The organism is Nocardia sp. AB354, assembly GCF_049538315.1.
In the GTDB taxonomy this organism is placed as follows: Bacteria; Actinomycetota; Actinomycetes; order Mycobacteriales; family Mycobacteriaceae; genus Nocardia; species Nocardia nova.
In genome coordinates this window covers 274,367-299,406 of the sequence record NZ_JBMVFU010000008.1, presented here as the reverse complement: position 1 = coordinate 299,406, position 25,040 = coordinate 274,367, and the positions used below count along the sequence as shown (strand labels likewise).

Here is a 25,040-nt window from a genome sequence, read left to right as displayed (position 1 = left end):
GGCGGCGCCGCTGGTGAACCGGCTCCCGGACCGATGAGTTTCGGCCGCGGAAGGAGTCTCCTCCACAGACGCAACCGCAGAGGAGTCGCCCATGCCGCTTCATGGTCAACGCTCGTCCGAGCATCTGGTCGCCGTCGGTGACATCGACCTGTGTGTGTCCACCTTCGGAGACCGGCGAGGGCCCGCGGCGGTGCTGCCGTCCACGTCGGGGCTCTTCTGGGAGGACGAGTTCTGCGACCGGCTGGCCGCCGCCGGCCGGTACGTCCTGCGCTACGACATCCGTGACACCGGCCGGTCGACCGCCTACCCGACCGGCTCCCCCGGCTACACCCTGCGTGATTTGGCTTCCGACCTGGTCGGGCTGATGGATCTTTTCGAACTCCGGCGAGCCCATCTGGTGGGGTTCTCGGTGGCCGGATGGATCTGTCAGCTCGCCGCGCTCGATCACCACGACCGGGTGTCGGCCCTGACGTTGATCAACACCAGGCCGACGTCTCCCGGACCCGCGGACCCCGATCTGCCCGACCACTCCGACCGGATCATGGGCTTCTTCGCCGCGACACCGCCTCCGGACTGGTCCGACCGGGCCGCGGTGATCGACTACCGTGTCGAACAAGCCCGGATGCTCTCGGGCTCATACGGTTTCGACGAACAGCAAGCGCGACGGCAGGCGCGGCGCACGGTCGATCGCACCACCGATATGGGCTCCAGCGTGCTCAACCTGGCCTTCGTCGATGCGGGCGAGCGCTGGCGGGAGCGGCTGGGCGAGCTCACCGTGCCGACCCTCGTCGTGCACGGCACCGACGACCCGTTCTTCCCGTACGGCAACGGACAGGCCATGGCCCGGGAGATCCCGGGCGCCGATCTGCTTCCCCTGCCCGGCATCGGGCACGAGCTGCCGGCGTCCACGTGGGATCAACTGCTCATCGCCATGCTGGCACTCGAGGACACATAGAATGGACTCGTGAGTCCATTGACGGCCAAGGGGGCGGCCACCCGGCAACGCATCATCGAGGGCGCCGCCGCCGAAATCCGTGAGCGCGGAGTCACCGTCGCCACCCTCGACGACATCCGGGCCCGCACCCGTACATCGAAAAGTCAGCTCTTCCACTACTTTCCCGACGGCAAAGAGGAATTGCTGCTGGCGGTCGCGCAGCACGAGGCCGATGCGGTGCTCGCCGACCAGCAGCCCTATCTCGGCGCGCTGGACTCCTGGGCGGCGTGGCAGCGCTGGCGCGACGTGGTGGTCGAACGGTACCGGGAGCAGGGCCGGTTCTGTCCCCTGTCGGTGCTGATGTCGGAGCTCGGCCGCACCACTCCCGGTGCCCAACAGGTGAGCGCCGCCCTGCTGCGCCGATGGCACGGTGACATCGAGCGCGGCATCCGCGGCATGCAGAGCCAGGGCGAGATCGCGGTGCGACTCGACGCGGGCCGCGCCGCGGCCGCACTGCTGGCCGGAATCCAGGGTGGTGTCGGCATCCTGCTGGCGACCGGTGACATCGGTTTCCTGGAGGCCGCGCTCGACACCGGAATCGATGCCCTGCGAGCCGCCGACGAAAGCTGCTGAACTGCAAGGTTTTCGGGCTGTCTTCCGGAGGTTCCGGGACATTCGCCGGCCCGGTTCGCGCTGCGCCGGCCGGGTAGCCTGCCGTAAGCTTGGCGGCGCCCGCGGAGGGTGGCGAAACGAGGGGGCCATGAGTTGTTCGCAGTATCGAGGGCGACGACCCGATCGGCATGCTGTGCCCGATTGCCACGATCGTGCTGAGGTCGGTGTCCGCCATCGCTCGTCGGCTGCACGCCGAGCACGAAACGCACGCACGTATGCGGCCGTCGAATGCCCGCCGAGTCCTCCCGTGGGGTACGGCGCCGCGCCGACCCCGGCCGGGCGGCACGGGCAGACTTCCGTGCCGGCCGTCGACGATCGCCGGGTGAATGCTCCCGGGCAGGTGGCGTATCCGCCGCTCGACTCGGGCGAGCTGTCCACTGTTCGGTCGAATCCGTCGGGAGCCGAGGTGCATGAGGGGTTGCGATCCGAATCCGTTGTGGCACTTCGTCTTGTCGTCACCCGGGATCGACCCGATATCGCAAACCGAATGCCCGGATTGCGGTACTCGCGTTAAACTGCTTGGGAGATAGGCGGTTTCGATGCATGTAACTGAGTTCTTCATGCCGTTCGATTCGGAGGGGGCCAATCCCGCCGAATCGGAGGCCGAGCAGGCCATGTGGGCCTGGCTCGAACGTTGTGATCTGGTTCCCTCGGAGCCGACCCGCCGGCGCATGCGCCGGACCCGGCCGGCTCGCATGTACGCGCTGTGGTGCCCGTATGCCGAGGCGGACGCGCTGGGATTGCTGAGCAGATTCACCGCATGGGCATTCATCGTCGACGATCAGTTCGACATCGAAATTCCCGACCCGGCACGGACATTGGCGACCATCACCGCACTGGAGGAGGTGTTCGAACCCGGCGCCCGACCGACAGGGGTCCTCGCGGTGGCCTTCGCCGAACTGTGGCGCGAACTGTGCGCGGGACGCTCGAGTCGGTGGCGTCACGCGGTGCGCACCGAACTCTCGGCATGGCTGTGGACCTACTACACGGAGAGCATCGGGCGGCTCACCGATCGCTATCCCGATCTGGACGACTACCGCGCCCACCGGCGGGACTCGGTGGCGCTGTACGTCTTTCTCGATATCAGCGAGATCGCCGAGGGCGTCGACCTGTGCGCGGGCGCGCGGGCGCTGCCGGCATTGCGCGCGATCCGGGAGGCATCCGTCGAACATATGGGCCTGTTCAACGACATTCTGTCCATCGATTCCGACGAGGCGTCGGATTATCTGTACAACTCGGTGCTGCTGGCCGAACGTCAGCTCGGTCTCGACCGGGATCGTGCGGTCGATGTGGTCGACCGCATGCTCACCGCATGCGTGCGCCGCATGCTCGCGGGCATCGACGCGCTGCCGGCCGAACTCGACGCGGCGGGACTGTCCGGCCGCGACCGCACCGATATCCTCACCATCGCGACCTGCTACACCCGATACGTCCGAGCCAACTTCGACTACCACTATCAGGCCGCGCGCTACACCAGCGCGCCGCGCGAGGCACTCGAGCACGGCGCTCCCCTGGCCTGACGACGAATCCGCGGGCGCAGGCGTTGCGCAAACGCAACCCGGGCCATCGCCCGGCCCGCGGGTTCCGGTGCGACGATGAATACTTCACGCACCGCCGACCGCGACGCGGAGCGGGCGCGGCGGCTGTGCCCTAGCGAGCGGGGCCGGTAATGCGAGCATCCAAACCCACCACTTACTCTCCGGCGCAACATCTTCCCACAGCGGACCGCAAGGACTGCGCGGTCGCCCGTGAACCCGGGCGCCGTCCACGCGCCACTACCGATGCCGCCCCGGGCGCGCGCACCGCGGCGACCCTTCTCGCCGATGCCCGCACGGCGATCGCGCCGGTCCTGCGGGCCGCCGTCGCCACCCTCGGCCACCCCCTCGACCGGATGGCCGGTTACCACTTCGGCTGGTGCGACGCCGAGGGCAACCTGCGCGCCGGCTCCCACGGCAAGGGGCTGCGCCCGGCACTGACTCTGGCCGCCGCGGCCGCCTGCGGCGCACCGGCCGCCGATGCCGTACACGCGGGCGCCGCGGTCGAACTGCTGCACAACTTCTCCCTCGTACACGACGACGTGATGGACGCCGATCCACTGCGCCACGGCCGACCCACGGTCTGGCGGGTGTGGGGCACCACCAATGCCACCTTGCTCGGTGACGCGTTGCAGGCCTTGGCATTCGCGGTGCTCTCCGACGGCGGAGTGCCGGAGGAGGCCGGCGCCGCCGCGGTGATCCGGCTGGCCCGCACCGCCGCGACCCTGTGCCACGGCCAATATCAAGACTGCGATTTCGAAACCCGCCCGGAGGTGAGCGTCGAGGACTACCTGGCCATGGCGGCCGGCAAAACCGCTGTGCTGCTCGGCTGTTCCTGCGCCCTGGGCGCGTTGTGCGCGGGCGCGGATTCGCGAACGGTGGCCGCGTTCAACACCTTCGGCCGCAATCTCGGCCTGGCGTTCCAACTGGTCGACGACGCCATCGACATCTGGGGCGATCCGGCGGTGACCGGTAAACCCGCGCTCAGCGATCTGGCCGGCCGGAAGCGGTCGTTTCCGGTGGTGTGCGCGTTGGCCTCCGACACCGACGCGGGCCGCGAATTGGCCCGGCTGTACCGCGAGCCACGTCCGATGACCACGGCCGACGTTGCGCGCGCCGCCGAACTGGTCGCCGCCGCCGGTGGGCGTGAACTCACCCGCGAATACGCCGACCGGGCATTGCGTTCCGCGCTCGCCGGGCTGCCGTCAGGCGTCGCCGGGGGCGATCTCGAAACCCTGGCTCACGTGGTGGTCCGGCGGAACAGGTGAGCCGGTCCGTGATCACTCGCAAGCGATCACGGACCGGCCCTCGATTTCCGCCGGCTCCTCGGTAGCGGTGCCCTAGGGACGGGTGTCCTTGCGGCGGCTTCGTATCACCACCAGCGCGCCGAGCAGCAGTCCGAGGAGGACCACGCCGGCGATGACGGCCGCGACGACCGTCGGCGACACCCCGTCGCCGGATTCCGAGGCGGCCGACGCCCGCGATTGCCTGCCGTTGTTCGACGAGGACGAAACCTCCGGTGTCTGCGTGGCATGCTCACCGAATATGCCGGCCGGCGTGGCGGATTCGTACCGCGGTCCGGGCTCGGCAGCCCCGCCGACGGTCACATCCAGGCGAATCGGGACGGGCGCACCGAGTCCTTCGACATTCGAGGCGCTGACCGAGACGGCGATGTAGTACCAACCGGCCAGGCTCTGTTCGGCGCTCTTGGCGTCCCCGGCCGTGCGATTGCTGTAGCGCACCGGCAACGTCGCCAGCGGACCACCGGCCGGCATCGTCGCCGATTCTCCGTTGTAGCTGCCGAAGTCGTGGTCGATCTCGGTGCGAATCGGCGAGTACAGCGTGGTCGTGACCCGCGACAGACCGTCGAGTCCGCGCTTGTCGGAATCGAGGAAATTCACCCGGTATGCGAGGCCCTGGCCCCATCCGAGCGCGACCCGATAGAAGACGAACTCGCCGCGCTGCAAGGTGTCGGAATAGCTACCGGAACCTTCCAATGTCGTTGCGGCATTGAACGATCCATTTCCGGAGACCGCGACGGCACTGCCGGCCGGTGGCGTGAAGGCCGTCGGTGTGGCCGAGGCGGGCGGACCGGGGTCGCCGGCCGCGGGCTCGATTCCGAACAGCAACTCCATCGGCATCTGCTGCGGGCTGGTGTCGGCGACGCCGTGCCACTCGGGTGCGAAGTAGTAGCGACCGCCGCCGCGGCACGCGTTCGCGGCGCTGTCGGATCCGGAGTCGGTCTTCGTCGCGCCGTCCCACGCCTTCGTGACGGTCAGTGCCACGCCGTCACTGGTGTTCACGACCTGCTCGAACTCGAATACGTTGCAGTCCTTGCCATCCTCGCCGTAGACGCGCAGGTACAGAACGCTGTTGTCGTTGCCGGGCGGTTTCTGCCGGACGTGCGGGAAGGCCAGCGTCGCACTGAAGTAGGCCATCGCGCCCTGCGGCACGTCCAGTGCGTAGTACTTCGTCTCGTGCTGGGCGATCGTGTCCAGATATCGGCCCGGCCCGGCGACCGGCGCGTCCCGATAGGTCGTGGTGCCGGAAATCGGCGCACCGACCGGCGTGTACGTGCGCAACGCCGCCTGACTCACCCGGGGCAGGACACGTTCGAGCGATGTGCCGTCGGCGGCGTCGGTGTACGTACCGCCGGTCTGCTGTGCGATGCACGTCAGCTGTTTGCGCGCGGGCCCGTCCACACCGAATCCGATGGCATGCACCACGATCGTGGCGCCCTGACGCTCGAGTTCCCGGGCGACTTCACACGGATCCGGTGGCGCGCAGGTGTCTTCGCCGTCGGAGACGAGGACGACCGACCGCGGGCCCTGCTTCGGAAGCGCGTCGGCGGCCGCGCGCAGGGCGGCGCCGATCGGCGTATATCCACTGGCCTCGACACCGTCGACGGCGGTATTCAGAGCCGCTCTGTCGATGATGTCGGCGCCGTGCAGCGTGCGCACGTCCGCGCATCCGGCGGTCTTTTCCGCATCCGAGGATCCCGTTCCGGTCCCGTACACGGTCAGCCCCACCTTCGACCGGGCCGGGGCCGCGGCGACGAAACTGTGCACGGCGGCCTTGGCCGCATCCAGTTTCGTGCCGCCGGCGGGATCCGGAGCCCGCATGGATCCCGAGGCGTCCAGCACCAGCATGGTGGGGGCGTACTCGGGTTGCTGTTGCGCGTGCGCCGGAACCGCGGTGAGCGCAACCGCCGCTGCTGCCGCCCCGAGCGTCAACAGCTTCCTCAATATCGACATACTCTCCACTCCGATGACTTCCAAGATCAACAGACCCTACGTGCCGCCATCGGCCTAGTCGGCTATAACTGCTGCATGGGAAAGTTCGGCGAGGATGGTCGCAGCACGGACGCGGCGCCGTCGATGGCCCGGACTTCCCTGCTGCGGGAATTGCCGACCACCGAGCGCGGATTGCGTACCCGCTCGACGCTGATCGCCGCCGCGCGCCGCGTCTTCGAGACCAGCGGCTATCTCGACACCCGGCTGGTCGACATCACGACCGAGGCGCACTGCTCCTCCGGCACCTTCTACACCTATTTCTCCAGCAAGGAAGAGATTTTCGCGGCGGTCCTGGAGGTCGCCCAGGAGGACATGATGCACCCGGGGATGCCGCATGTTCCCGAGGCCGACGATCCGGCCGCCGTGGTGGCCGCGAGCAACCGCGCCTACTTCGAGGCCTATCAGCGCAACGCCAAACTGATGGGCCTGCTGGAACAGGTGGCCAATATCGACCCCGAATTCCGGGTGCTGCGCCAGCGCCGCGCCGAGGCGTTCATCGACCGCAACGCTCGCAGTATCGAATCGCTGCAACGTCGCGGGCTGGCCGATCCCGAGCTGGATCCGCTCCTCGCCTCGCGGGCGCTCTCCGGGATGGTCAGCCGCCTGGCCTTCGGGCATTTCGTGGCCGGTGACGACACCGATCGCCCGGTCGACCTGGACGAGCTCACCTATACCGCGACCCGCTTGTGGGTCAACGCGCTGCGTATTCCGGCCAAGTCCTGACTCGCCGTTTCGCCCTCCGGCGCGGTGAGGACCTGCTACAACAGCGGAGTGCGGCGCACGCGCACACCCGAAATTGAACTTGACGTCAACCTCAACTACGGTGGGGTGACATCACGGACACGGACAGGGGTACGGCAGTGCAGGTTGCGCAGAAGGTGGCCATCGTGACCGGCGGCGGAGGCGGCATCGGCGGCGCTCTCGCCGCCCGCCTCGCCGAAGCGGGCGCGCGAGTCGTCGTCGCCGATCTCGACGAGGCCGCCGCGAAGAGCGTCGCCGACGCCGTGGCCGCCGACCATCCCGGTGCCTGCGTGAGCGCGGGGGCCGACGTCAGCGATCCGGAGGCGATCGCCGGTCTGATCACGCTGGCGGAGAACACGTTCGGCCCGGTGGACCTGTACTTCGCGAACGCGGGCATCGCCGGTGCGGCCGGGCTCGACGTCGCCGAGGCCGACTGGGACCGGTCCTTCGACGTGAACGTGCGCGCGCACATCCGCGCCGCCACCCAGCTCGTACCCCGATGGCTCGAGCGCGGCGAAGGATATTTCGTCAGCACCGCGTCCGCGGCCGGACTTCTCACCCAGATCGGGTCGGCCACCTACTCGGTCACCAAGCACGCCGCTGTCGGCTTCGCCGAATGGTTGTCGGTCACCTACGGCGACCAGGGGATTCGGGTCAGCTGCCTGTGCCCCATGGGGGTCGACACGCCCCTGCTGTATGCCGGGCGCGACTCCGGCGACCGGCTCGGCGCGGCCTCCACCCGGGCGGTGACCGCCGCTGGGGAGGTGCTCGAACCCGCGCAGGTCGCCGACGCCGTGCTCGCCGCGATCGACGCCGAGCAGTTCTTGATCCTGCCGCATCCGAGTGTGCTCGAGATGTATCGGCGCAAGGGGGCCGACTACGACCGCTGGCTGGCCGGCATGCGCCGGTACCAGCGCAGCTTGCTCGACGAGAACTGAAGCGTCACAACAGATTTCACAACGATCAGGAGATCACATGTCGATGTTCGACATCTCCGAGCGGGCCGAGAAGTATCGGGCCCAGCTGCTGGAGTTCATGGATTCGCACGTCTACCCCGCCGAGGCCGTCTACGACGAGCAGATGCGCGCCGCCGGCGATCCGCATTTCCAGCCGCCGATCCTGGAAGAGCTCAAGGCCGAGGCGCAGCGGCGGGGCCTGTGGAATCTGTTCCACCCCTACCCGGAATGGGGTCCGGGTCTGACCAACCTCGAGTACGCGCCGCTGGCCGAGATCATGGGCCGCAGCCACCTGGCGCCGGAGGCGTGCAACTGCAATGCCCCGGATACGGGAAATATGGAAGTCTTCACGCTCTTCGGCACCGACGAGCACAAGGAGAAGTACCTGAAGCCGTTGCTGGCGGGCACGATCCGCTCGGCGTTCGCGATGACCGAGCCCGCGGTCGCCAGTTCCGACGCCACCAATGTGGAACTGTCGATGGTGCGTGACGGCGACGAGTACGTGCTCAACGGCCGTAAGTGGTTCGCCTCCAACGCCTTGCATCCGAACTGCACCGTGCTGATCGTGATGGGCAAGACCGATCCCGACGCCGCGCCGCACCGCCAGCAGTCGATGATGGTGGTCCCCATCGACGCACCGGGGGTGACCGTCATGCGCGGCCTGCCGGTCTTCGGCTATCAGGACCGCGAGGGTCATGCCGAGATCGATTTCGAGAATGTGCGCGTACCGCTGAAAGATGTGCTGAAGGGCGAGGGCGAGGGCTTCGCGATCAGCCAGGCCCGGCTCGGCCCCGGCCGCATTCACCACTGCATGCGGGCCATCGGAATGGCCGAGCGCGCCCTGGAGCTGATGTGCCGGCGCGCGAGTACGCGCATCACCTTCGGCAAGCCGATCGCCGCCAACGCCAATATCCAGGACTGGATCGCCGAGGCGCGCATCGATATCGAGATGATCCGGCTGCTCACCCTGAAGGCCGCCTATCTGATGGACACCGTCGGCAACAAGGAGGCGCGCACCGAGATCGCCGCGATCAAGGTGGCCGCGCCGAATATCGCCCTGAAGATCGTCGACCGGGCCATTCAGGTCCACGGTGGCGCCGGTGTCACCGACGACTTCCCGCTCGCCATGGCGTGGGCGCATCTGCGCACGCTGCGGCTGGCCGACGGCCCCGACGAGGTGCACAAGCGCACGCTGGCCCGGCAGGAACTGCGCAAGTATCGAGATGTGAAGGCGGACAACTGATATGCCGAACGCGGATCTGACCGGCCGCACCGCGATCGTCACCGGCGCCTCGCGCGGCATCGGCCTCGCGACCGCGCAGGCCCTCGCCGCGGCCGGGGCCAACGTGGTGCTGACCTCGCGGGATCAGGAATCGGCAGACGCGGCGGCCGCACAGGTGGAGGGCAACGCGCTCGGCATCGCCGCGCACGCCGTCGACGAGGAGGCCGCGCGCAGCTGCATCGACCGCACCCTCGAGCGGTTCGGCAGCGTCGACATCCTGGTCAACAACGCGGGCACCAATCCGGCGTTCGGCCCGGTGATCGATCAGGACCACGGCCGGTTCGCCAAGATCTTCGACGTCAACCTGTGGGCGCCGATCCTGTGGACGTCGCTGGCGACCAAGGCCTGGATGGGTGAACACGGCGGCGCGGTCGTGAACACCGCCTCGATCGGCGGTATGGGTTTCGAGGCGAACCTCGGTCTCTACAACGCCTCCAAGGCGGCGCTCATCCACCTCACCAAGCAGATGGCGCTGGAACTGTCGCCGCGGGTCAGGGTCAACGCCGTCGCGCCCGGCGTGGTGCGCACCAAGCTCGCCGAGGCTCTGTGGCGCGAGCACGAGAATCTGGTGGCCGACGCGACCGCACTGGACCGGATCGGCGAACCCGACGATATCGGGTCGGCGATCGCGTTCCTGGTATCCGACGCCGCGCGCTGGATCACCGGTGAGGTGATGGTCGTCGACGGTGGGCAGCGTCTCGGCCACCCGGCGGCATTCCGGGCGGCACCGTGACCGCCACGCCGGAGCAGGCCGGGGGCATCGACACCGCCGCCGTCACCCGGTGGATCGACGGTCTGGGGGTCGGGCTGACCGGCGCCCCGACCTTCACCCGGATCGGTCTCGGCCAGTCCAATCTCACCTATCTGGTGCGCGACGACGCCGGACACCGCTGGGTGCTGCGGCGGCCACCCCTCGGCCGGCTGCTGGCCTCCGCGCACGATGTGGTGCGCGAGTCGCGGATCATGTCCGCGCTGGCCGGAACCGATGTTCCGGTGCCGGCAATCCTTTCCGTCACAACGGATTCCGAGGTCTGCGACGCGCCGGTGGTGCTGATGGAATACGTCGACGGACAAGTCGTGGACACCATGGAGGTCGCGGAGTCGCTGACTCCGCAACGGCGCCTGGCCATCGCCCGGTCCCTGACCCACACGCTGGCGCGTATTCACGCGGTCGATCTCGAGGCGGTGGGGCTGGCGGATCTGGCCAGTCACAAACCGTATGCGCAGCGGCAGCTGAATCGATGGTCGCGGCAGTGGGAGCAGTCACGCACCCGCGAGGTGCCCGAACTCGACGATCTCACCCGCCGGCTCGCCGGATCGATTCCGCCGCAACGGGAAACGACATTGGTGCACGGTGACTTCCACCTGCGCAACGTGATCACCTCGCGGGAGACCGGCGCGGTGGTGGCCGCGCTGGACTGGGAATTGTCCACCCTCGGCGATCCCCTCGCGGATATGGGAAGTCTGCTCGCCTACTGGGTCCAGCCCGGCGAGGACCTCGGCGGTGACTTCCCGGCGTCGGCACTGCCGGGTTTCCCGAACCGAGCCGAGATGGCGCGCGCCTACCTCGACGAAACCGGCCGTGACCGCGACGCCCTCACCTTCTGGCATGTGCTGGGCTTGTGGAAGCTCGCGATCATCGCCGAGGGCGTGATGCGGCGCGCGGCCGATACGCCGAGCAACAAGGCCGCCGCGGGCACGCCGACCGTCGAACGCATCGACGCGATCGTCGCCCACGCCCGCGAGATCGCGGCGGCCGCGGGGCTCTAGCCGCGGATCGCTCAGATCGCCACAGGGGTCGCGAGTACCTCGGTGACGGGTCGCCGCGGCGTCTGCGGCAGCGACGCCGCGCCGGCGGGCAACCAGCCCAGTCGCACTATCGTCTGCGGGTAGGCGCACTCCAACAGCACGCTGCGGCGAATGTGGGAGCGCAGGTCGGGCATGGCCAGCGGTTCGGACTGCAGACTGGATGACAGGCCCAGCGTGGTCGCCGACAACAGCAGCGCGCTGAGCGCTTCCCCCGCCCGCAGCCGAGAGAGCGGGTCATCGCCGGCCGTGCACATCACCAGCCATTCGGCGGCCTCGGGTTCGGTGGCCGGATCGGCCAGTTCCGGTGACTCGAACCGGCGCCTGGCGATCTCGTCATCGGCGCGCGGGGCGGGCGTATTCGCGGCCGGGACACCGTCCGAGGTCCCGTGCCGACCGCTCCAGACCGCCAGCTCGTGCAGATATGCGGGATCGGCGGCGTGGCGCAGCGAGGCGACCCGGGCGGCTTCGGCCAATTCCGGGCGCAGCTCCCGCGGCACCTGCCGGGCGGCGGCGCCGTAGGACCGGGCGGCGGCGGACACCTCCCGCACGAACGCCTGCGGCACCGGTCGCGCGCTGTAGCGGCGGCGATCCGACTGCCGGTGGCCGATCGCCGCGGCGAGTTCGAAATCGCGCGGCGACGGCCGGTACGGGCGCACGGTGATGGCCGCGAGGTGATCGGGATCGGCGTCGTCGGGAAGGTAGGTGACCCGCGCGGACCAGCCGCGCACGGCCAGCGCCACCCGCATGTGATGCAGTGCCGCCCCGCAGCTCAGGAGCAGTGCGCGCTGGGCCGGATCGGTCACGACCAACTGCCGCGACCGGTCGGCGTACAGGTGGGCGGCGTCCTCGCGCAGCGACCACCGCCACGGTTGGGTGTTGTGCACCGAGGGTGCGCGCACGGCCATATCGACAGCGTCGGCGAATACCGCGGTGACCGGATCGGCGAATGTCATGGTGCCGGTCCTTTCCTTTCGAGCGTCGCACGGACATCTGGGCGCGGTGCCCGGATCTCGGGCCCGCGTCGTTCCCATGTATCGATCAACCGCCGGCCCGGGCGCGGAGTTTCGTAATAGTTGACAAAATGTGGACGATTCTCCTTATTAATCGACGCACGAGCCCGGGTGACCGGAACACAGTTCCCGATAGCGCAACGCCCACCACACCTGCTGCATCACGTGCGGATCCTTCAGTGACGCACCCGTGAGCTCCTCGAACCGGGACAGCCGATAGCGGACCGTGTTGTGATGCAGATACAGCCGATGACCGGTCTCGCTGGCATTGCACCCGGCCGCCAGATAGGCATCGACGGTCTCGAGGATCGCGTCGGCGTCGACGTCGACGAGCGGGTCGATGTAGCGGCGGACCATCGCGGCCCCGACATCACTGTCGCCGACGACGGCCGGTAGGAGGCCGAGGTCGGTGAGCGTGTGGCGCCCCGGACGCCCGAACAGGCGCGCGGTCTCGGCGACCCGGCCGGCGATATGCAGCGAATGGGGAACCCGCTCGAGCGGACAGGCCGGGCCCACCCCGAGGAACACTCCGGCCGAGGGTGCGGAATCGTCGCGCGGATCGCAGATGCCGACCACATCGCGTTCCAGGATCGCCACCACACCACCCGGCGGCCGGAATCCCGGCCGTTGCCGCAGCTCCCACTCCGTCTGTTCCGGCTCCGCGGTGATCGCGCGGAAGGCCGAATACGTCGCGTCCAGGCGGAGTCCGATGTGTTGGGCACGGCGGCGCAACTCACCGGCGGGCAAAACGCCCTCGGTCAGCGCCCGCACCATATCGTCGCGCCGGGTATCGAGGCGGCGGGTGATCTGCGCTTCGGCTTCGCGGTGGGCGGAGGTGAATGCGACGGTGGCCGCGTCCGAGGCACGCAGCAGGGAACCGAGGACCGACAGCAGCGCCGAGCCGCGCCGGGTCGCCCAGTGTTCGGAGGTACTGATGCGTTCGATCACCTCTCCCACCACGATCTGCCATCCGCGCAGCATCGCGTCGAGCGGCACACCGAGTTCGGCCCGCAACGCGCCGTAGGCTCGGAATTCCGCGAGCTCCTGCTCGTCCAGTGGCCGATCGGCCGCGGTGGCGGTGATCAGACGATCGATTACGGAGACGATCGACGGCGTCAGGCTGGCGGCGGCAATCCCCCGGTACGCCGGAATCTCCCGCTGCAGCCGGGTACAGATGTGGTCGGCCAGCTCGACGGAATCGCCGATCGCGGAGGGGGGCAATCGCAGGGGCGTCGAACCGTCGTCGTCGCTCACATCGATCGACAATACGGCGCGCGGGTGCGGGACCGAAGGTGTTCGCGGTCGGGCCGCCGAGTCGGAAGGAATCCGTTGTCGCAGTACCCCGGCCTTCGCGGCATCGAATCGGTGGCGCCGAGTCGATCCGGTGTGGGTGTGGGCGTGGCGCGGATTCCGGAGCGGTCGGGTACGCCGCGGGAGCCGGGAGCATCGCCGGAATGCGCGGTTCGGACCGGCCACGGCGTTCGCCCGGCCGCGCTTCCGGCGGCCGTCTGCTTCCAGGCCGGTCGCGACGATTCACATTCCTCGCGAACAGCAGGCAAACCCACTGTGCGCGAAGCGATTTCGGGAACCGCGAATCGGAAACCGAACACCGGCGCGCTATCTGGGTAAGAATGAGAACGGCCGAGATCCGGCCACAGGGGACATGTCGGCCCGGCCGGGCCGACGGAATGTGGGGAAAGATCATGAGAGCCAAGAAATTCGCCGCTACCGCGCTACTGGCCGTCGGTGCCACCACCGCCGCCGCCGGCGTCGCGCAGGCCGCACCGGCCACGGCCTCCGAGATCGCTGTGCGCGGGGTCGAACAGGGCGTCGGCTTCGTCACCGCGCCGACGGCCGACCACACCGGTCTGACGACCACCGTGGACGCCGGATCCTTCACCGTCACCGGTGATGCGGTCACCCTCACCGATGCCGCCGGCCGTGCCGTCGCGTCGGTGCCGCTCGGTCTGCGCACGGCGTCCGGAACGGTCGGCCTCACACCGCGCATCGACAACGCCGGCCGGACCCTCACACTGACGCCGCAGTCGGCCACCGATCGGACCGCACAGGCCATCGACGAGGCCTCCGACACGCTCGCCCGCAAGCAGTACAACGCGGGCGTCGGCGCCCTGGTCGGCGCCGGAATCGGTGCGGTGCTGGGCTTCTTCCTCGGTGGTGTCGGCGCCCTGGTCACCATTCCGATCGGCGCCGGGATCGGAGCCCTGATCGGCTACTCCACGCCGTAGCCTGCACCTCGCGCGGCCGTGCGGTCCCTCGCCCGGCGAACCCGCACGGCCCGCGACGGGCCGCCCGATCACCATATGCGGCGGCCACACTGGGACATGTCATGATCATGTCGCCGCCGGGCCGGTGAAGCCACCGGCATTCACGAATCCTGTTGGGAGCCGCCATGATCGGCGCGACTGCACGGCGCGCGCGGCAGTAGCCTCGTCGCATGGTGAAATCGTCGGCTCTCTCGCGGCGCAGGGCATTGGCGCTGGCGGCCGTCGGCGCGGGGGCGTTCGCCGTGGTCCGGTCGTCACCGGCTCACGCCGACGGGCCCGACAACGTCCGCTACGGCGGGTATTCCGCGCAGGACCGCGCCCAGCCCTATGCCCACTTCATGACCGAGCACACCGCCCCACCGCAACCGGCGGTCGCCGCCGCGTACGCGGGGCCACCCACCCCGGCGGAACGTATTCCGCCCTTCGCCGCGCTGACCGCGGAACTGGGCCCGTCCGGCTACGCGCCGATCGAAACCGGATACGGGCACACCGATTCCGGAATTGTCTGGGTGGCGGTACGCACGGAGATGCCGCGCGTGACCGCCGCCATGTGGGATTGGTGGTTCGGGTGGCATCTGGCCGAATCCGCCCGGTACAAGCTGTGGCATCCGGATGCGCACATGTACGCGGAGGTCGCGGCCGACCGGACGGGAGGGGCGATGCCGGACCGGCAGCGGTATGTCGGCAACATCTCCTACGTCGATGAATACATCGGCCCGAAGTTGCAGCAGCTCGCCATCGCCTTCCACGATCCGGTCGCCTACGGGTTCACCGTCCCCGACGACCACACCGTGGTGCTCGGACGGGTCGGCAGCAGCGTCGCGCCCGTCGACCTGGGCTGGCTGGCCCACCAGGTCCGCCCCGTCGCCGGTGGATGCGAGATGCGCAGCCGCTTCTATCTGCGCATCTACGGAGTCCACACCCTGGATCCGGTGCACACCGCGCGTGCGGTGCAGCGCGGTGCCGCCGCCGACGTAGACGACCTCGTACCAGGACTCGGCCTCGCTCGTGATCTGCTGTTGCACTGCGGGCAGGAGATGAACCATCTGGCTCGTTTCCTGCCCGAGCTGTACCACGAATTCGCTTGACGGATTCGGCAGTCACAATGGTGGAGTGCCGGATTCGCAGATCTGCCCCGCCGTCGCCGCGCTGATCCGCTGGCAGGACAGCGGTGGCGTCTGGCGCGTGCTGGGCAGGCGCGGCACGCACGTGACCATCGGATTGTTCGAATGCACCGGCGGAGACGAGGTGGACCGCATCGTCTCCGCGGACCCGGCCCTGCGGGCGTTCGTCGGGCAGCGCGGCAGCAGCGAGGACTGAACCCGCCGGTTCGGCGCCATTTTCCGGCCGCAGGGACTACGGTGTGCGCGGCAGCGCATCGATTCCCCCTACAGCTGCGGCGAAAGGCGGCGCGATGGCCGGTACCGGTGAGGCGAATCGCCCCCTGGCCGAGCGATATCCGGGCACCGAGCCGGTCGATTGGCGCGGTCTCACGGTCCATCCGATGTACTCGCAGCGCCTGGGAGCGGAACCGACGGTGGTGCGGTTGTCGCTGCGCGCCGCGGCGCCCCCGTCGGGATTGCTGGGCCTGGGCATCGGGTTGTCGGTGATCGACGGCTCTGTGATGGTGCGCGGAAGCAGGCTGGCGGGCGTCGATGTGTGGAGCGATGCCCTCGCCGAGGGGATCGATCTACGCCTGTCGGGAACCGGCCCGGCGGCCGCCTACACCCTCACCCCGGTGTGGATGACGGCCGCGGGCGCGGTCGAATCATGGACGGGCAACTACGGACTCGTCATCGAACGCGGCTCGGGTGCGACCATGGTGCTGCGCTGCAGTACCGGTGTCGGCGAACCCGATTTCGGCGAATTGGTGGTGGCGGTTACCGCCACCGTCGACGCCGCCGGCGATCAGGACCGGTTCCGGTCCGCGCTCTACCACCTCGGCGTGGAGGCGCACACTCGCGGCGACCTCGACCAGGCCCGGCGGCTGTGGCGGCAGGCGGCCGATCTCGGGCATACCGGAGCGGCCTACGATCTCGGCGTACTCGGTTATCGCACACGCGAATTCGACGAGGCGCAACGCTGGTGGCGTGTCGCGGCCGAGCAGGGCGACCCGCGCGCGATGGCCGGTCTCGCGGAAGTGCTCGAACGCCGGGGTGATTCGGATGCGGCCCGCCGGTGGCGTGCACAGGCTCAGGACGGCTGAATCCCCAGTAGCTGCCCCGCACCCAGCACCAGCGCCGCGAAAGTCAGCAGGCCGAACACGAGGACCCACAGCCGCGCGGGAATGCGGGTGAGCCAGGCCAGCTGATCGGCATCGGATCCGTCGCCGCGCACCGACACCTGCCACAGTTCGATCACCGCGCGCACGCCGCCGAACAGCAGGAACCACGTGACCACATAACCGAAGACACCCTGCCACACCGCGGTTCCGTACCAGGACACCGCGAAGGCGGCCCCGCCCACGCAGATCACGGCGAGGAAGCCGAACAGGTTGCGGATCACCACGATCAGCACCACCAGCGCCGCGATGAGGATCCACAGCATCATCGTCTGGCGTCCGGTGCCGAGCAGGATCGCGAATCCCAGCCCCACCGCCGAAGGGGCCGGATAACCGGCCAGAGTGGTCAGCACCATCCCGAAACCTCTTGGCTTGCCGCGAGATACGGTCACCCCCGAGGTGTCCGAATGCAGCCGGATACCGCTGAGGGTGCGGCCCGTGCAGATCGCCACCACCGCGTGGCCGATTTCGTGGGCGATCGTCACACAGGTCCGCAGCACTCGCCACACCGGCCGGTAGAGCACAACCACCAGCGCCGCCGCTGCCGTCGCCAGCACCACCCATACCGGCGGCTGCGGAGAGATCGTCGTCAATTTATCGGTTACCGACGACACCGCATCGGCCGTTCGAGACAGCTGCACCGCCGTAGGGTAGCGGTCCGTCCGATTCGGCCGGATACGACGGGGTATTCGGCCGGTGAACGCTTAGGCTTGCGGTCGAATTGCCGGGATCGGCCCGGCACGCGGCCTCGACGAGGAGACCAGATGACACCCAGGGCCCATCGCAGCATCGCCGCGCTGTTCGGCACCATCGCAGCGGCCGCGGTGACCGCGGGCCTGCTGAGTGGATGCTCGGACGTGCAGCGCGCGATCAACAAGGGTGGCGACACCCCGTGCAGCGACTACGTCAAACAGGACGCCGACACCAAGCGGGTCACGATCACCAAATTCGTGAAACAGCAGACGAACAACGATCACGAGCCCGCCGGCACCCAGGTCGACGCCACCATGGCGGCGGTGGACTTCCTGTGCGCCAACCAGCGCAACGCCGACACACCGATCAAGAACGCGAATCTGACCGGAATCTTCTTCAACCAGTAGGTGCGCGCCGGGTCGGTCACCGGGGGCTCCGGTGACCGACCCGGTGTCGCTCAGCGTCCCGGTAGGTAGCGGAAGCTGCGCGCGAGCGTCATCAGCAACGCCTGCCACTTCGACTGCGGAATCCCCAGCGGCGCATCCAGATTCATTCCGCGGGTGACGACCACCGTCTGCGGTTCGGTGAACTTCAGCAGGCCGTCGGGGCCGTGGCGCCGACCGACACCGGAGATGCCCATACCTCCCATCGGTGCGCCGGTGCTCCCCCACGCCGGTGCGTAACCTTCGTCGACACAGACGGTTCCGGTGCGCAGCCGGGCCGCGATGGCCTGCCCCTCGGACGCGCTGCTCGCCCATACGCTGGCGTTGAGCCCGTATTCGGTGTCGTTGGCGCGGGCGATCGCCTCCTCGACATCGGCGACCGGATAGATCGAGACCAGCGGGCCGAAGGTCTCGTTGCGGCCGCATTCCATCTCGTCGGTGACCTTGCTCAGGACGGTCGGCTCGAAGAACAGCGGCCCCAGATCGGGGCGCGCGTTGCCGCCGGCGAGAATTTCGGCGCCCTTGGACGTGGCATCGGCGACATGCTTGGTGACGGTCTCGAGCTGCGCCGGTGAGATCAGGCTGCCGATATCGGTCGAGAAGTCGTAGGCCGCACCGAGTTTCGCGGCGCCGACCGCCTTGACGAACTTCTCGCTGAACTGCGCCGCGATCGACTCGTCGACGTAGATCCGCTCGATCGAGATGCACAGCTGGCCGGCGTTGGAGAAGCAGGCACGCACGGCCGCCTTGGCGACCTTGTCCAGATTCGCGCCGCGGGCCACGATCATCGGGTTCTTACCGCCGAGCTCGGCGGAGAATCCGATCAGCCGCTTGCCGCACTGCTGGGCCAGTTCGCGCCCGGTGGCCGAGGAGCCGGTGAACATCAGGTAGTCGCACCGGTCGACGATCGCGGTGCCGACCACGCCGCCCGGGCCCGGAATCACCTGCAGCACATCGCGGGGCAGACCCGCGCGCAGCAGCAACTCCACGCTGGCCAGCGACGAGTACGGTGTCTGGCTGTCGGGTTTGACCACGACCGCGTTGCCGGCCAGTAGCGCCGGGATCGAATCGCCGATCGACAGCACCATCGGATAGTTCCACGGCGCGATGACGCCGACCACACCCTTGGGCTGGGTGCGTACCTGCGCGCGGTTGAGCACCGGGAACGCACCGGGCACCGAATGCGGTGCCAGCAATTTCGGCGCGACGCGCGAGAAGTAGCGGGCCGCGAACATCATGCCCAGAATTTCTTCCTGCGCCGCCCACCGGGCCTTGCCGGTTTCGGCCTGGATCACGTCCATCAGGTATTCGCGCTCGCTGATGATCAGTTCGCGGAAGCGTTCCAGCACCGCCGCCCGTTCCTTGGGCGTGCGTTTCGCCCATTCCGCCTGCGCGGCGCGGGCGCGGGTGAACGCGGCGCTCACATCATCGGCGGTACCCACCGGCACCTCGCCCAGCGGCTGCCCGGTGAACGTCTCGGCGATGGTCTTGTTCGCGTGTTCACGGGAACCGTCGACGGACGCGAACGCCCGCAGACGCTCGAACACCGCAGCTTCCGGCACGGGCATCGTCGCCTCCTACTTGTGAGTAATGTAACCCTCCGATACACATAATCTACCGCGCGCTGCGCGGGAATATCTCCGCCCTGGGACGGATATTGTGCGACGCCCTCGAGCCCGACGGCTCACAGGGTCAGCAAGGCCTTGACGGCGCGGCGTTCGTCCTGGCCCGGTGGCCTTCGACGGCGTCCCCGAGCGGAAGCGTGAGGTCGAAGACCTTGCCCGGGTCGATGGTGCGGTCCCGGATCAGCCGGATCAGTTCGGGCAGGAAGCGCCGCCCCGGGGCGGGTTCACCATGCAGGTGCTTCCTCGCCGCTCGAGGCCAGGATCATCGGGGTGTCTTTCCGCCGGCGCGCTGGAAATGCGAACGACAGCGGTGGACGGCCGATGGGGAGGATTATCCGGGCCAACCGTCATCGCGCAGCCATCATCACCAGGTCGCGGTATGGCAGCGTGACAATTGGCAATGTATCGATACTCAGCTCGAGCTCGACCTGCTCGAGGTGCGCGGCTGCGTCGTGCGGGTCGCTCGCGCAGACCTCGGTTTCGACGAATTCGCCCGCGCCGATGACACTGTCGAGAGCGACCACTGTGTCCTCGCGATCGGGATAGCGGAATACGTACCGATTCTTCTCCACGACCGCGAGTTCTCGCATCCCGACAGCCTCGAGCAGCGCGCGTGCCGCGTCGCTGTCCGCGACTCCCGCGAGAGCGACATTGATTTCCCGTTTGGCGATGATGTGGCTCGCGCCGTGAGTGCCGGAATTCGACGGCGGTTTGTAGGTGATCTCGCAGAAGTCGCCACGGCGGCGTACTCGAAGGCATTCGACGGTCTGCATGTAATCCACATCGGGCCTGCTGTAGTAGACGTCGGTCTCGGTGACTCGGGCGTTCTCGCAGTAGCCCAGCGCGATGAGCCGGTCGCGCAGGGCGGGAGCGTCGGTCAGGACGCGTTTGCGCTCGACCTCGATCAAATGCATTGGGGTTCAGCCTTTCCAATGGATGGCAGTATGCAGCCGGGCGACGTTGGGCTTGGAGCACAGCTGTTGCAGCGTGGCCAGCGCTCGTTGCATGGTGTGGATGTCGTGGGTCGGGATGTTTTGAAACAAGATCAGCTGTTTCGCGTCGACCAGAGGGTTCGCAAGCCGCTTGGCGAGAAAACGATTGTAGTAGAGGCGATCTCGCGTGAACACGTCCTCGACGGAGACCGGCATCAACACCGTGTCTTGATCCGGCCGACCTTCCAGCGAGTTCACGGCGAACGCGGTGAGTAGGTCGTCTGCGGTCAGGTACGCGTAGGTCTCGTGGCCTTCGCGTGCCAGCCATCCACGCCATGTCGGTTCACATCGGGAGTCGGCGAGTTCGGCACCAGAGAGGAATGCCATGAGAGCAGCGTCGGTGACCGCATCGAAGATGTCGCCGTCGATCACGTAATGGTCGCTGTACCGCTCACTGACCGCGAGCAGCGCGTCCGGATGCGGTGAGACCATTTCCGAGTCCGTGAGGGTGTAGTGAACGCGCTTGTGACCGGAACGGAAATCAACCCAGTCCACCGACAACTCGCCGTCCAGTATCGGCGTGAACCCGAGTATCCCGGACCTCCAGACATGGTCGCGCAGGGTGATGTAGTGGCGCTGCACCTCCCGGAACACCCCAACCGGTGCCTCGATGACGGCGCATACGTGGGTGTCGAGTTCTGCGACGGGCACTATCCGCGAGTTCTGTCGCGCGACGACCTCGTCGTCGTGGTGATGGTAGGGATGCGCGCCTTCGACGAGGTAATGAGGTACGAACATCCGCAGGAACTGCAGCCAGGATTGCGAGCTGTAGCAATGCACGACACGTTCGTGCAGGGTCGGCGCGTCGACGGCATAAACGTCGCGGTAGACGAAGAATCCGTAATGCCGGATCACGGTCGGCAGCACCCGCATCATCGTGTGAAGCCCCGTGTACGCACCCCCATAGGAGTACACCTCGTGCATGAGCGCCGAGGCGCTGATCACATCTACAGGGTCGGCGATCAGTGTAGAAAGGTCCTTCGCCCAGCCTTGGACAAGATGACAGGTGCCCACAGCCGCGAATGCTTCCATGGCTTCTCCCAGCGAATGTGATGTCACCCCAGGGGCCTCGATCAACGTGAGCCGTGCCCGACTGTCGGCGGTGAGTCTCGAGGCAAGGTATCGCACGGCTGCGCCCCCACCAGGTCCGATTTCGACCAGGTCAGGTTCGGCCGTCTGCAGACGTGTGATGGCATGGTGGACGAGTGCGCCTTTCTCGTCGCCGTGATCGTTCGCGGCGATGTCGAGGTAACCAGCATCCGATTTCTGTTGATGGGCAAACGTATTCACTGTAGGCATCGGTTCTTCCTGAACTGAGAATTGTGCAGGGGAATCTCTCAGCGGAGCTACGGCTCCTGGGGCCTGGATTCGTGGCGGTCGCGTTCGCTCCATTCATCGAGCCCTTGCGCGACGCGGATCAGCAGCGCTGCGGACGCCAGCGTGGTTGGGTAGCGCTGGAACCCGGATTCACCGGGCTCGCGGCGTGGAAGCTGCTCGGTCATCGCGACGGCCCCTCGGCTTCCAACCGTGCCAACCTGTCAGCGGTTTCGGAGCCGGCACCAGGGGCACGACGCTGCGGCATGTCGATCACGGAGGACGAGTCCGAACGATTGCGGTATGCGCCGAGACACGTTGGGGTGCAGAAGACACGACCGTCCGCGCGAAGCGGTTCGCCGGGGATCTCGAGGGCGCACCAGTCGCACCAGTCGTCGGCGGTTGTGGCGTTCACGCCGTCACCTCCGATGCCCACGACAGGGCTGCCAGGTACTGGGGGCATCGCGCCCCGTGATCGGCATGAACTGTCAGAACGCGACGAGCCTCTTCCAGACTGTTGATCGGAGCAAGGCAGTCTTCGCAGAACCGGTGGATGATGTCCGACTGCGGGAGCTGATGCGCGACACTCGGGCTCACCGGATGCCCCCGATGAGGGGCACACGCGGGTGAATGCGACCTGCGTCGACCAGGACCATCCAGGCCGCGTCTTTGCGCGCACAATCACCACGGCGGCACTCGCGGTGGAGTTGCATCTCCAGGTGCGCTTGGGCCTCGGTGAACAGCATCAGCGGTGCGTGGTGTGGATACTCCGGATCCTGCGGGTTGTCGCAGGCAAATGTGGTGGGACGCGGTCGTGCCGGCATGAGGTAGGCAGCGGCGGCCAGCCCTATCCGTACGGCGGCGAGACCGCCGATCAAGAGCGATGTCGTCAGCATCGGAACCTTCGGTTTGTGTGTCGGCCGGATGGACTCTCCCGATGCCTGGCCCGCCGACCAATTCGAAGTTATAAACTCGATCGGTGCCGGAAACCCCTGTGGGGCTGAGGCATTGGGCATCGGAAGCTGGAACCAAGCGTGGCTCGGGGAATTCCGCGACAGAAGGTGCACGCGGTACATGGCGGTATACGCTGGGTTCACGGTGGTATACGCACCCAGCACCGAGGGGCCAGGATTGGGTATGCATGTCACGTGGACAGGTGCCGACGCAACCGCGTTGCGGAAAGCCCTGGGACTCCCCCAGAAGCGATTCGCCGACCGGCTCGGGATTCATGTACAGACAGTGAAAAAATGGGCCAGCCGAGGGACAACAATCCGACTGGACGAGTTTTACGCGGGTCTGATGACGACACTGCTCGACGGCGCTACCCCGGAACAACGCGGGCACTTCTATGCGAGACGGCCAACAGGTCGCAACGCCTGAACCTGGCGTTGCCGAAAAGAGTCTGGATGTCGCCGAGTGGGATCCGACATCGTGGAGTACCGATTGCGCCACCGTGACGGCAGAACTCACCAGGAGAGATTTGATGTTGGACCGACGCCAGGCAACCCGCGCCCTGATCGGCGTGGTGGTCGGTGCGAAGCTGATCGAACCGCTGGAACAGTGGCTACAGCGCGTAAGCGACGAGCCGGTGGCCGCTATCGGCCGCGGCAATATCGGCCTTCAAGAGGTCGAGCAGCTGGAGAACGCGGCGCAGATGTTTCGCGAGTGGGACGACCAATTCGGCGGCGGGTTGCGCCGCAAGGCCGTGATCGGTCAATTGAGCGAGGTCAATGAACTGCTGCAAGACAGCCATCCAGCAGAGATCCGGCGCCGACTGCGGCGTGTATTGGCCTTGCTTGCCGAAACGGCAGCGACGATGTCCTGGGATTCAGGGCTGCAGACGGCGGCGCAGGAGTACTACATGCTGGCCGTGGGGGCGGCGAAAGCTGCGGGCGATCCAGCTCTGTGCGCGAACGCGATGGCAGGCATGGCCAGACAGCTCCTGTCTCTGGACCATTACGGCACAGTGTCCAGGCGCAGGAACCTCGTACATCAGCGCGCGATGGATGCGCTGGAGATAATCCGGCTGGCGCAGGACGAATTCGGTGATGTGGTGACGCCAAGGGTGCAGGCGATGCTTTACGCCCGCGAGGCGTGGGCGTACGGGAAACTCGAACGACCGTCGGCGTTCCGCCGGACATGCGATAAGGCCTATCGGGCATTTGCCCGCGCCGACACTGCCAGTGATCCGTACTGGATTCGGTACTTCGATGCGGCCGAGCTTTCTGGGACGTTGGGCGGAAGGCTGCTCGAGATGGCTCGCCACGACTCGTGTTTCGCTGCGGAGGCCGCGTGTGAAATCGAGCGTGCGATCGAGTTGAGGGTGCCAGGGCGGTTGCGCAGCTCGGCTCTGGACAAACTGGGGATCGTGGAGGCGCGCCTACTCCAGGGCGAGTTGGACGAGGCGGCACGGCTCGGGCACGAGGCTTTGAACATGGTTGAGCAGACCGCGTCCGATCGCGTTCGAAAGAAGCTGTGGAACGTGTACGGCCGCACCGACCAACTCGCGGGGGTACGGTGCGTCGCCGAGCTGAGGGATCGAGTGCGTCCACTGATCATCGACACGGTGTAGAAATCTTGCATGGTTCGAATCGGTGTCACCGGACATATGGACATCACTGACGACACACGGCGTCTGGTGTACGGGGAGATCACCAGCCTGCTGGCTCGCTACGATGATGTGACGGGCATCAGTTGTATTGCGAGGGGCGCTGATTCCGTATTTGCCGAGGCGGTTTTGGACTCGGGCGGCCAGCTCGAGGTGGTGATACCGTCGCGAAACTATCGCGAGAAGAAGGTCAAACCCGACCATGCGCCGGTGTTCGATGAGCTGTCCAAGCGCGCCGAAGTGGTGAGCGTGATGCCGTTCGATGACACAGGACCGGAAGCGTATGGGGCCGCCAATGAGGCCGTGGTGGGGACATGCGATCGTCTCGTGGCGGTGTGGGACGGTCAGCCTGGCGAGCGCAGCGGAACTGGTTCTGTGGTGAAGTTCGCGCGGGAGAGAGGTGTGCCGGTGGACGTGGTGTGGCCCGAAGGCGCACGGCGCGTAGGCCGGTAGCCGAGCCGAGCAGCCCGCCCGCCGATTCGCTGAGCCTGCTAGCCAGCTGGACGGCCACCCATCTGGGTGCCGCGCCGAGTTCTTCGCTGCCCTCCGACCCGCGCTGACGTACTT

Annotated in this window: 26 protein-coding genes and 1 pseudogene; 17 read left to right on the top strand and 10 right to left on the bottom strand. The window is 67.6% G+C overall.

The genetic code is table 11. The annotated features are described in order from the left end of the window. Positions 1-91 precede the first annotated feature (91 nt). The 4 genes from ACPCUW_RS14790 to ACPCUW_RS14775 all read left to right on the top strand — a co-directional run bounded on the left by ACPCUW_RS14790 (position 92) and on the right by ACPCUW_RS14775 (position 4,409). Positions 92-955, top strand: coding sequence for an alpha/beta fold hydrolase (locus ACPCUW_RS14790; protein WP_423425381.1), 864 nt, complete (start codon positions 92-94; stop codon positions 953-955). 9 nt (positions 956-964) lie between these two features. Continuing rightward, a complete protein-coding gene (locus ACPCUW_RS14785; RefSeq protein ID WP_423425379.1) occupies positions 965-1,567 on the top strand; it encodes a TetR/AcrR family transcriptional regulator in 603 nt (200 codons plus the stop codon). A gap of 578 nt (positions 1,568-2,145) precedes the next feature. Then, complete coding sequence (locus ACPCUW_RS14780; protein ID WP_146098559.1) at positions 2,146-3,126, top strand: terpene synthase family protein; 981 nt, start codon at positions 2,146-2,148, stop codon at positions 3,124-3,126. Between the two features lie 149 nt (positions 3,127-3,275). Further along, on the top strand, positions 3,276-4,409 hold the full coding sequence (locus ACPCUW_RS14775) for a polyprenyl synthetase family protein (protein WP_423425377.1): 1,134 nt from the start codon (positions 3,276-3,278) through the stop codon (positions 4,407-4,409). A gap of 72 nt (positions 4,410-4,481) precedes the next feature. Here ACPCUW_RS14775 and ACPCUW_RS14770 read toward each other — a convergent pair whose 3' ends face one another. Beyond that, entirely contained in the window at positions 4,482-6,395 is a 1,914-nt protein-coding gene (locus tag ACPCUW_RS14770; protein WP_423425375.1) for a vWA domain-containing protein, read from the bottom strand. 75 nt (positions 6,396-6,470) lie between these two features. Here ACPCUW_RS14770 and ACPCUW_RS14765 point away from each other — a divergent pair, with 75 nt between their 5' ends. From ACPCUW_RS14765 to ACPCUW_RS14745, 5 genes are all read left to right on the top strand, one after another. Further along, a complete protein-coding gene (locus tag ACPCUW_RS14765) occupies positions 6,471-7,157 on the top strand; it encodes a TetR/AcrR family transcriptional regulator (protein ID WP_051755614.1) in 687 nt (228 codons plus the stop codon). 137 nt (positions 7,158-7,294) lie between these two features. Further along, positions 7,295-8,113 carry an SDR family oxidoreductase gene (locus ACPCUW_RS14760; protein WP_104389766.1) on the top strand — a complete coding sequence of 273 codons (819 nt, stop codon included), beginning with the start codon at positions 7,295-7,297 and terminating at the stop codon, positions 8,111-8,113. 37 nt (positions 8,114-8,150) lie between these two features. Continuing rightward, the gene (locus tag ACPCUW_RS14755; protein WP_063014823.1) at positions 8,151-9,374 is read left to right on the top strand and encodes an acyl-CoA dehydrogenase family protein; all 1,224 of its coding nucleotides are present in this window, start codon (positions 8,151-8,153) and stop codon (positions 9,372-9,374) included. A gap of 1 nt (position 9,375) precedes the next feature. Next, on the top strand, positions 9,376-10,146 hold the full coding sequence (locus tag ACPCUW_RS14750) for an SDR family oxidoreductase (protein WP_063014820.1): 771 nt from the start codon (positions 9,376-9,378) through the stop codon (positions 10,144-10,146). Next, positions 10,143-11,183: a phosphotransferase family protein gene (locus tag ACPCUW_RS14745; RefSeq protein ID WP_423425371.1), complete on the top strand. Its 1,041-nt coding sequence runs from the start codon at positions 10,143-10,145 to the stop codon at positions 11,181-11,183. The genes ACPCUW_RS14750 and ACPCUW_RS14745 overlap by 4 nt, the downstream gene beginning before the upstream one ends. An 11-nt stretch (positions 11,184-11,194) precedes the next feature. Here the strand turns inward: ACPCUW_RS14745 and ACPCUW_RS14740 are convergent, their stop codons facing one another. Together ACPCUW_RS14740 and ACPCUW_RS14735 are read right to left on the bottom strand one after the other, a co-directional pair. Next, positions 11,195-12,175 carry an Acg family FMN-binding oxidoreductase gene (locus ACPCUW_RS14740; protein ID WP_423425369.1) on the bottom strand — a complete coding sequence of 327 codons (981 nt, stop codon included), beginning with the start codon at positions 12,173-12,175 and terminating at the stop codon, positions 11,195-11,197. 147 nt (positions 12,176-12,322) lie between these two features. Beyond that, entirely contained in the window at positions 12,323-13,486 is a 1,164-nt protein-coding gene (locus ACPCUW_RS14735) for a PucR family transcriptional regulator (protein WP_423425367.1), read from the bottom strand. Positions 13,487-13,935: 449 nt separating this feature from the next. On the opposite strand from ACPCUW_RS14735, the gene ACPCUW_RS14730 reads away from it, so the two are divergent. The 4 genes from ACPCUW_RS14730 (at position 13,936) to ACPCUW_RS14715 (ending at position 16,723) form a co-directional block, all read left to right on the top strand. After that, entirely contained in the window at positions 13,936-14,478 is a 543-nt protein-coding gene (locus ACPCUW_RS14730; RefSeq protein ID WP_063014862.1) for a hypothetical protein, read from the top strand. 209 nt (positions 14,479-14,687) lie between these two features. Further along, entirely contained in the window at positions 14,688-15,605 is a 918-nt protein-coding gene (locus ACPCUW_RS14725) for a DAPG hydrolase family protein (protein WP_227463151.1), read from the top strand. A 25-nt stretch (positions 15,606-15,630) separates the two neighbouring features. Continuing rightward, positions 15,631-15,837, top strand: coding sequence for a hypothetical protein (locus tag ACPCUW_RS14720; protein ID WP_423425364.1), 207 nt, complete (start codon positions 15,631-15,633; stop codon positions 15,835-15,837). A gap of 94 nt (positions 15,838-15,931) precedes the next feature. Next, the gene (locus ACPCUW_RS14715; RefSeq protein ID WP_064903512.1) at positions 15,932-16,723 is read left to right on the top strand and encodes a tetratricopeptide repeat protein; all 792 of its coding nucleotides are present in this window, start codon (positions 15,932-15,934) and stop codon (positions 16,721-16,723) included. On the opposite strand, the gene ACPCUW_RS14710 is transcribed toward ACPCUW_RS14715, so the two are convergent. Next, positions 16,711-17,439, bottom strand: coding sequence for a M50 family metallopeptidase (locus ACPCUW_RS14710; RefSeq protein ID WP_197516613.1), 729 nt, complete (start codon positions 17,437-17,439; stop codon positions 16,711-16,713). The two genes, ACPCUW_RS14715 and ACPCUW_RS14710, sit on opposite strands and share 13 nt — an antisense overlap. Before the next feature lie 123 nt (positions 17,440-17,562). On the opposite strand from ACPCUW_RS14710, the gene ACPCUW_RS14705 reads away from it, so the two are divergent. Then, positions 17,563-17,898 carry a hypothetical protein gene (locus ACPCUW_RS14705; RefSeq protein ID WP_051755615.1) on the top strand — a complete coding sequence of 112 codons (336 nt, stop codon included), beginning with the start codon at positions 17,563-17,565 and terminating at the stop codon, positions 17,896-17,898. Positions 17,899-17,948: 50 nt separating this feature from the next. On the opposite strand, the gene ACPCUW_RS14700 is transcribed toward ACPCUW_RS14705, so the two are convergent. The 6 genes and pseudogenes from ACPCUW_RS14700 to ACPCUW_RS14675 form a co-directional block, all read right to left on the bottom strand. Further along, positions 17,949-19,502, bottom strand: coding sequence for a succinic semialdehyde dehydrogenase (locus ACPCUW_RS14700; protein ID WP_423425361.1), 1,554 nt, complete (start codon positions 19,500-19,502; stop codon positions 17,949-17,951). Positions 19,503-19,618: 116 nt separating this feature from the next. Further along, positions 19,619-19,797, bottom strand: a pseudogene (locus ACPCUW_RS14695) (IMP dehydrogenase); the annotation flags it as partial. Positions 19,798-19,906: 109 nt separating this feature from the next. Next, on the bottom strand, positions 19,907-20,473 hold the full coding sequence (gene cyaB, locus ACPCUW_RS14690; RefSeq protein WP_423425359.1) for a class IV adenylate cyclase: 567 nt from the start codon (positions 20,471-20,473) through the stop codon (positions 19,907-19,909). A 6-nt stretch (positions 20,474-20,479) separates the two neighbouring features. Then, the gene (locus tag ACPCUW_RS14685) at positions 20,480-21,850 is read right to left on the bottom strand and encodes a hypothetical protein (RefSeq protein ID WP_423425357.1); all 1,371 of its coding nucleotides are present in this window, start codon (positions 21,848-21,850) and stop codon (positions 20,480-20,482) included. Between the two features lie 47 nt (positions 21,851-21,897). Beyond that, complete coding sequence (locus ACPCUW_RS14680; protein ID WP_423425355.1) at positions 21,898-22,053, bottom strand: hypothetical protein; 156 nt, start codon at positions 22,051-22,053, stop codon at positions 21,898-21,900. A gap of 405 nt (positions 22,054-22,458) precedes the next feature. Beyond that, a complete protein-coding gene (locus tag ACPCUW_RS14675) occupies positions 22,459-22,761 on the bottom strand; it encodes a hypothetical protein (protein WP_063030555.1) in 303 nt (100 codons plus the stop codon). 28 nt (positions 22,762-22,789) lie between these two features. On the opposite strand from ACPCUW_RS14675, the gene ACPCUW_RS14670 reads away from it, so the two are divergent. The 3 genes from ACPCUW_RS14670 (at position 22,790) to ACPCUW_RS14660 (ending at position 24,926) form a co-directional block, all read left to right on the top strand. Continuing rightward, on the top strand, positions 22,790-23,245 hold the full coding sequence (locus tag ACPCUW_RS14670; RefSeq protein ID WP_423425353.1) for a helix-turn-helix domain-containing protein: 456 nt from the start codon (positions 22,790-22,792) through the stop codon (positions 23,243-23,245). 103 nt (positions 23,246-23,348) lie between these two features. Next, positions 23,349-24,437, top strand: coding sequence for a hypothetical protein (locus tag ACPCUW_RS14665; protein ID WP_423425351.1), 1,089 nt, complete (start codon positions 23,349-23,351; stop codon positions 24,435-24,437). A gap of 9 nt (positions 24,438-24,446) precedes the next feature. Then, on the top strand, positions 24,447-24,926 hold the full coding sequence (locus tag ACPCUW_RS14660) for a hypothetical protein (RefSeq protein WP_063030557.1): 480 nt from the start codon (positions 24,447-24,449) through the stop codon (positions 24,924-24,926). Positions 24,927-25,040: the final 114 nt, after the last annotated feature.

Bases quoted from the DNA above. Each gene is read 5' to 3' on its own strand.
- ACPCUW_RS14660 (WP_063030557.1), top strand. From the start codon at position 24,447: ATGGTTCGAATCGGTGTCACCGGACATATGGACATCACTGACGACACA.
- ACPCUW_RS14700 (WP_423425361.1), bottom strand. From the start codon at position 19,502: ATGCCCGTGCCGGAAGCTGCGGTGTTCGAGCGTCTGCGGGCGTTCGCG.
- ACPCUW_RS14670 (WP_423425353.1), top strand. From the start codon at position 22,790: ATGGACTCTCCCGATGCCTGGCCCGCCGACCAATTCGAAGTTATAAAC.
- ACPCUW_RS14685 (WP_423425357.1), bottom strand. From the start codon at position 21,850: ATGCCTACAGTGAATACGTTTGCCCATCAACAGAAATCGGATGCTGGT.
- ACPCUW_RS14705 (WP_051755615.1), top strand. From the start codon at position 17,563: ATGACACCCAGGGCCCATCGCAGCATCGCCGCGCTGTTCGGCACCATC.
- cyaB (WP_423425359.1), bottom strand. From the start codon at position 20,473: ATGCATTTGATCGAGGTCGAGCGCAAACGCGTCCTGACCGACGCTCCC.
- ACPCUW_RS14740 (WP_423425369.1), bottom strand. From the start codon at position 12,175: ATGACATTCGCCGATCCGGTCACCGCGGTATTCGCCGACGCTGTCGAT.
- ACPCUW_RS14715 (WP_064903512.1), top strand. From the start codon at position 15,932: ATGGCCGGTACCGGTGAGGCGAATCGCCCCCTGGCCGAGCGATATCCG.
- ACPCUW_RS14770 (WP_423425375.1), bottom strand. From the start codon at position 6,395: ATGTCGATATTGAGGAAGCTGTTGACGCTCGGGGCGGCAGCAGCGGCG.
- ACPCUW_RS14675 (WP_063030555.1), bottom strand. From the start codon at position 22,761: ATGCTGACGACATCGCTCTTGATCGGCGGTCTCGCCGCCGTACGGATA.
- ACPCUW_RS14730 (WP_063014862.1), top strand. From the start codon at position 13,936: ATGAGAGCCAAGAAATTCGCCGCTACCGCGCTACTGGCCGTCGGTGCC.
- ACPCUW_RS14765 (WP_051755614.1), top strand. From the start codon at position 6,471: ATGGGAAAGTTCGGCGAGGATGGTCGCAGCACGGACGCGGCGCCGTCG.
- ACPCUW_RS14780 (WP_146098559.1), top strand. From the start codon at position 2,146: ATGCATGTAACTGAGTTCTTCATGCCGTTCGATTCGGAGGGGGCCAAT.
- ACPCUW_RS14790 (WP_423425381.1), top strand. From the start codon at position 92: ATGCCGCTTCATGGTCAACGCTCGTCCGAGCATCTGGTCGCCGTCGGT.
- ACPCUW_RS14725 (WP_227463151.1), top strand. From the start codon at position 14,688: ATGGTGAAATCGTCGGCTCTCTCGCGGCGCAGGGCATTGGCGCTGGCG.
- ACPCUW_RS14775 (WP_423425377.1), top strand. From the start codon at position 3,276: ATGCGAGCATCCAAACCCACCACTTACTCTCCGGCGCAACATCTTCCC.
- ACPCUW_RS14755 (WP_063014823.1), top strand. From the start codon at position 8,151: ATGTCGATGTTCGACATCTCCGAGCGGGCCGAGAAGTATCGGGCCCAG.
- ACPCUW_RS14750 (WP_063014820.1), top strand. From the start codon at position 9,376: ATGCCGAACGCGGATCTGACCGGCCGCACCGCGATCGTCACCGGCGCC.
- ACPCUW_RS14665 (WP_423425351.1), top strand. From the start codon at position 23,349: ATGTTGGACCGACGCCAGGCAACCCGCGCCCTGATCGGCGTGGTGGTC.
- ACPCUW_RS14680 (WP_423425355.1), bottom strand. From the start codon at position 22,053: ATGACCGAGCAGCTTCCACGCCGCGAGCCCGGTGAATCCGGGTTCCAG.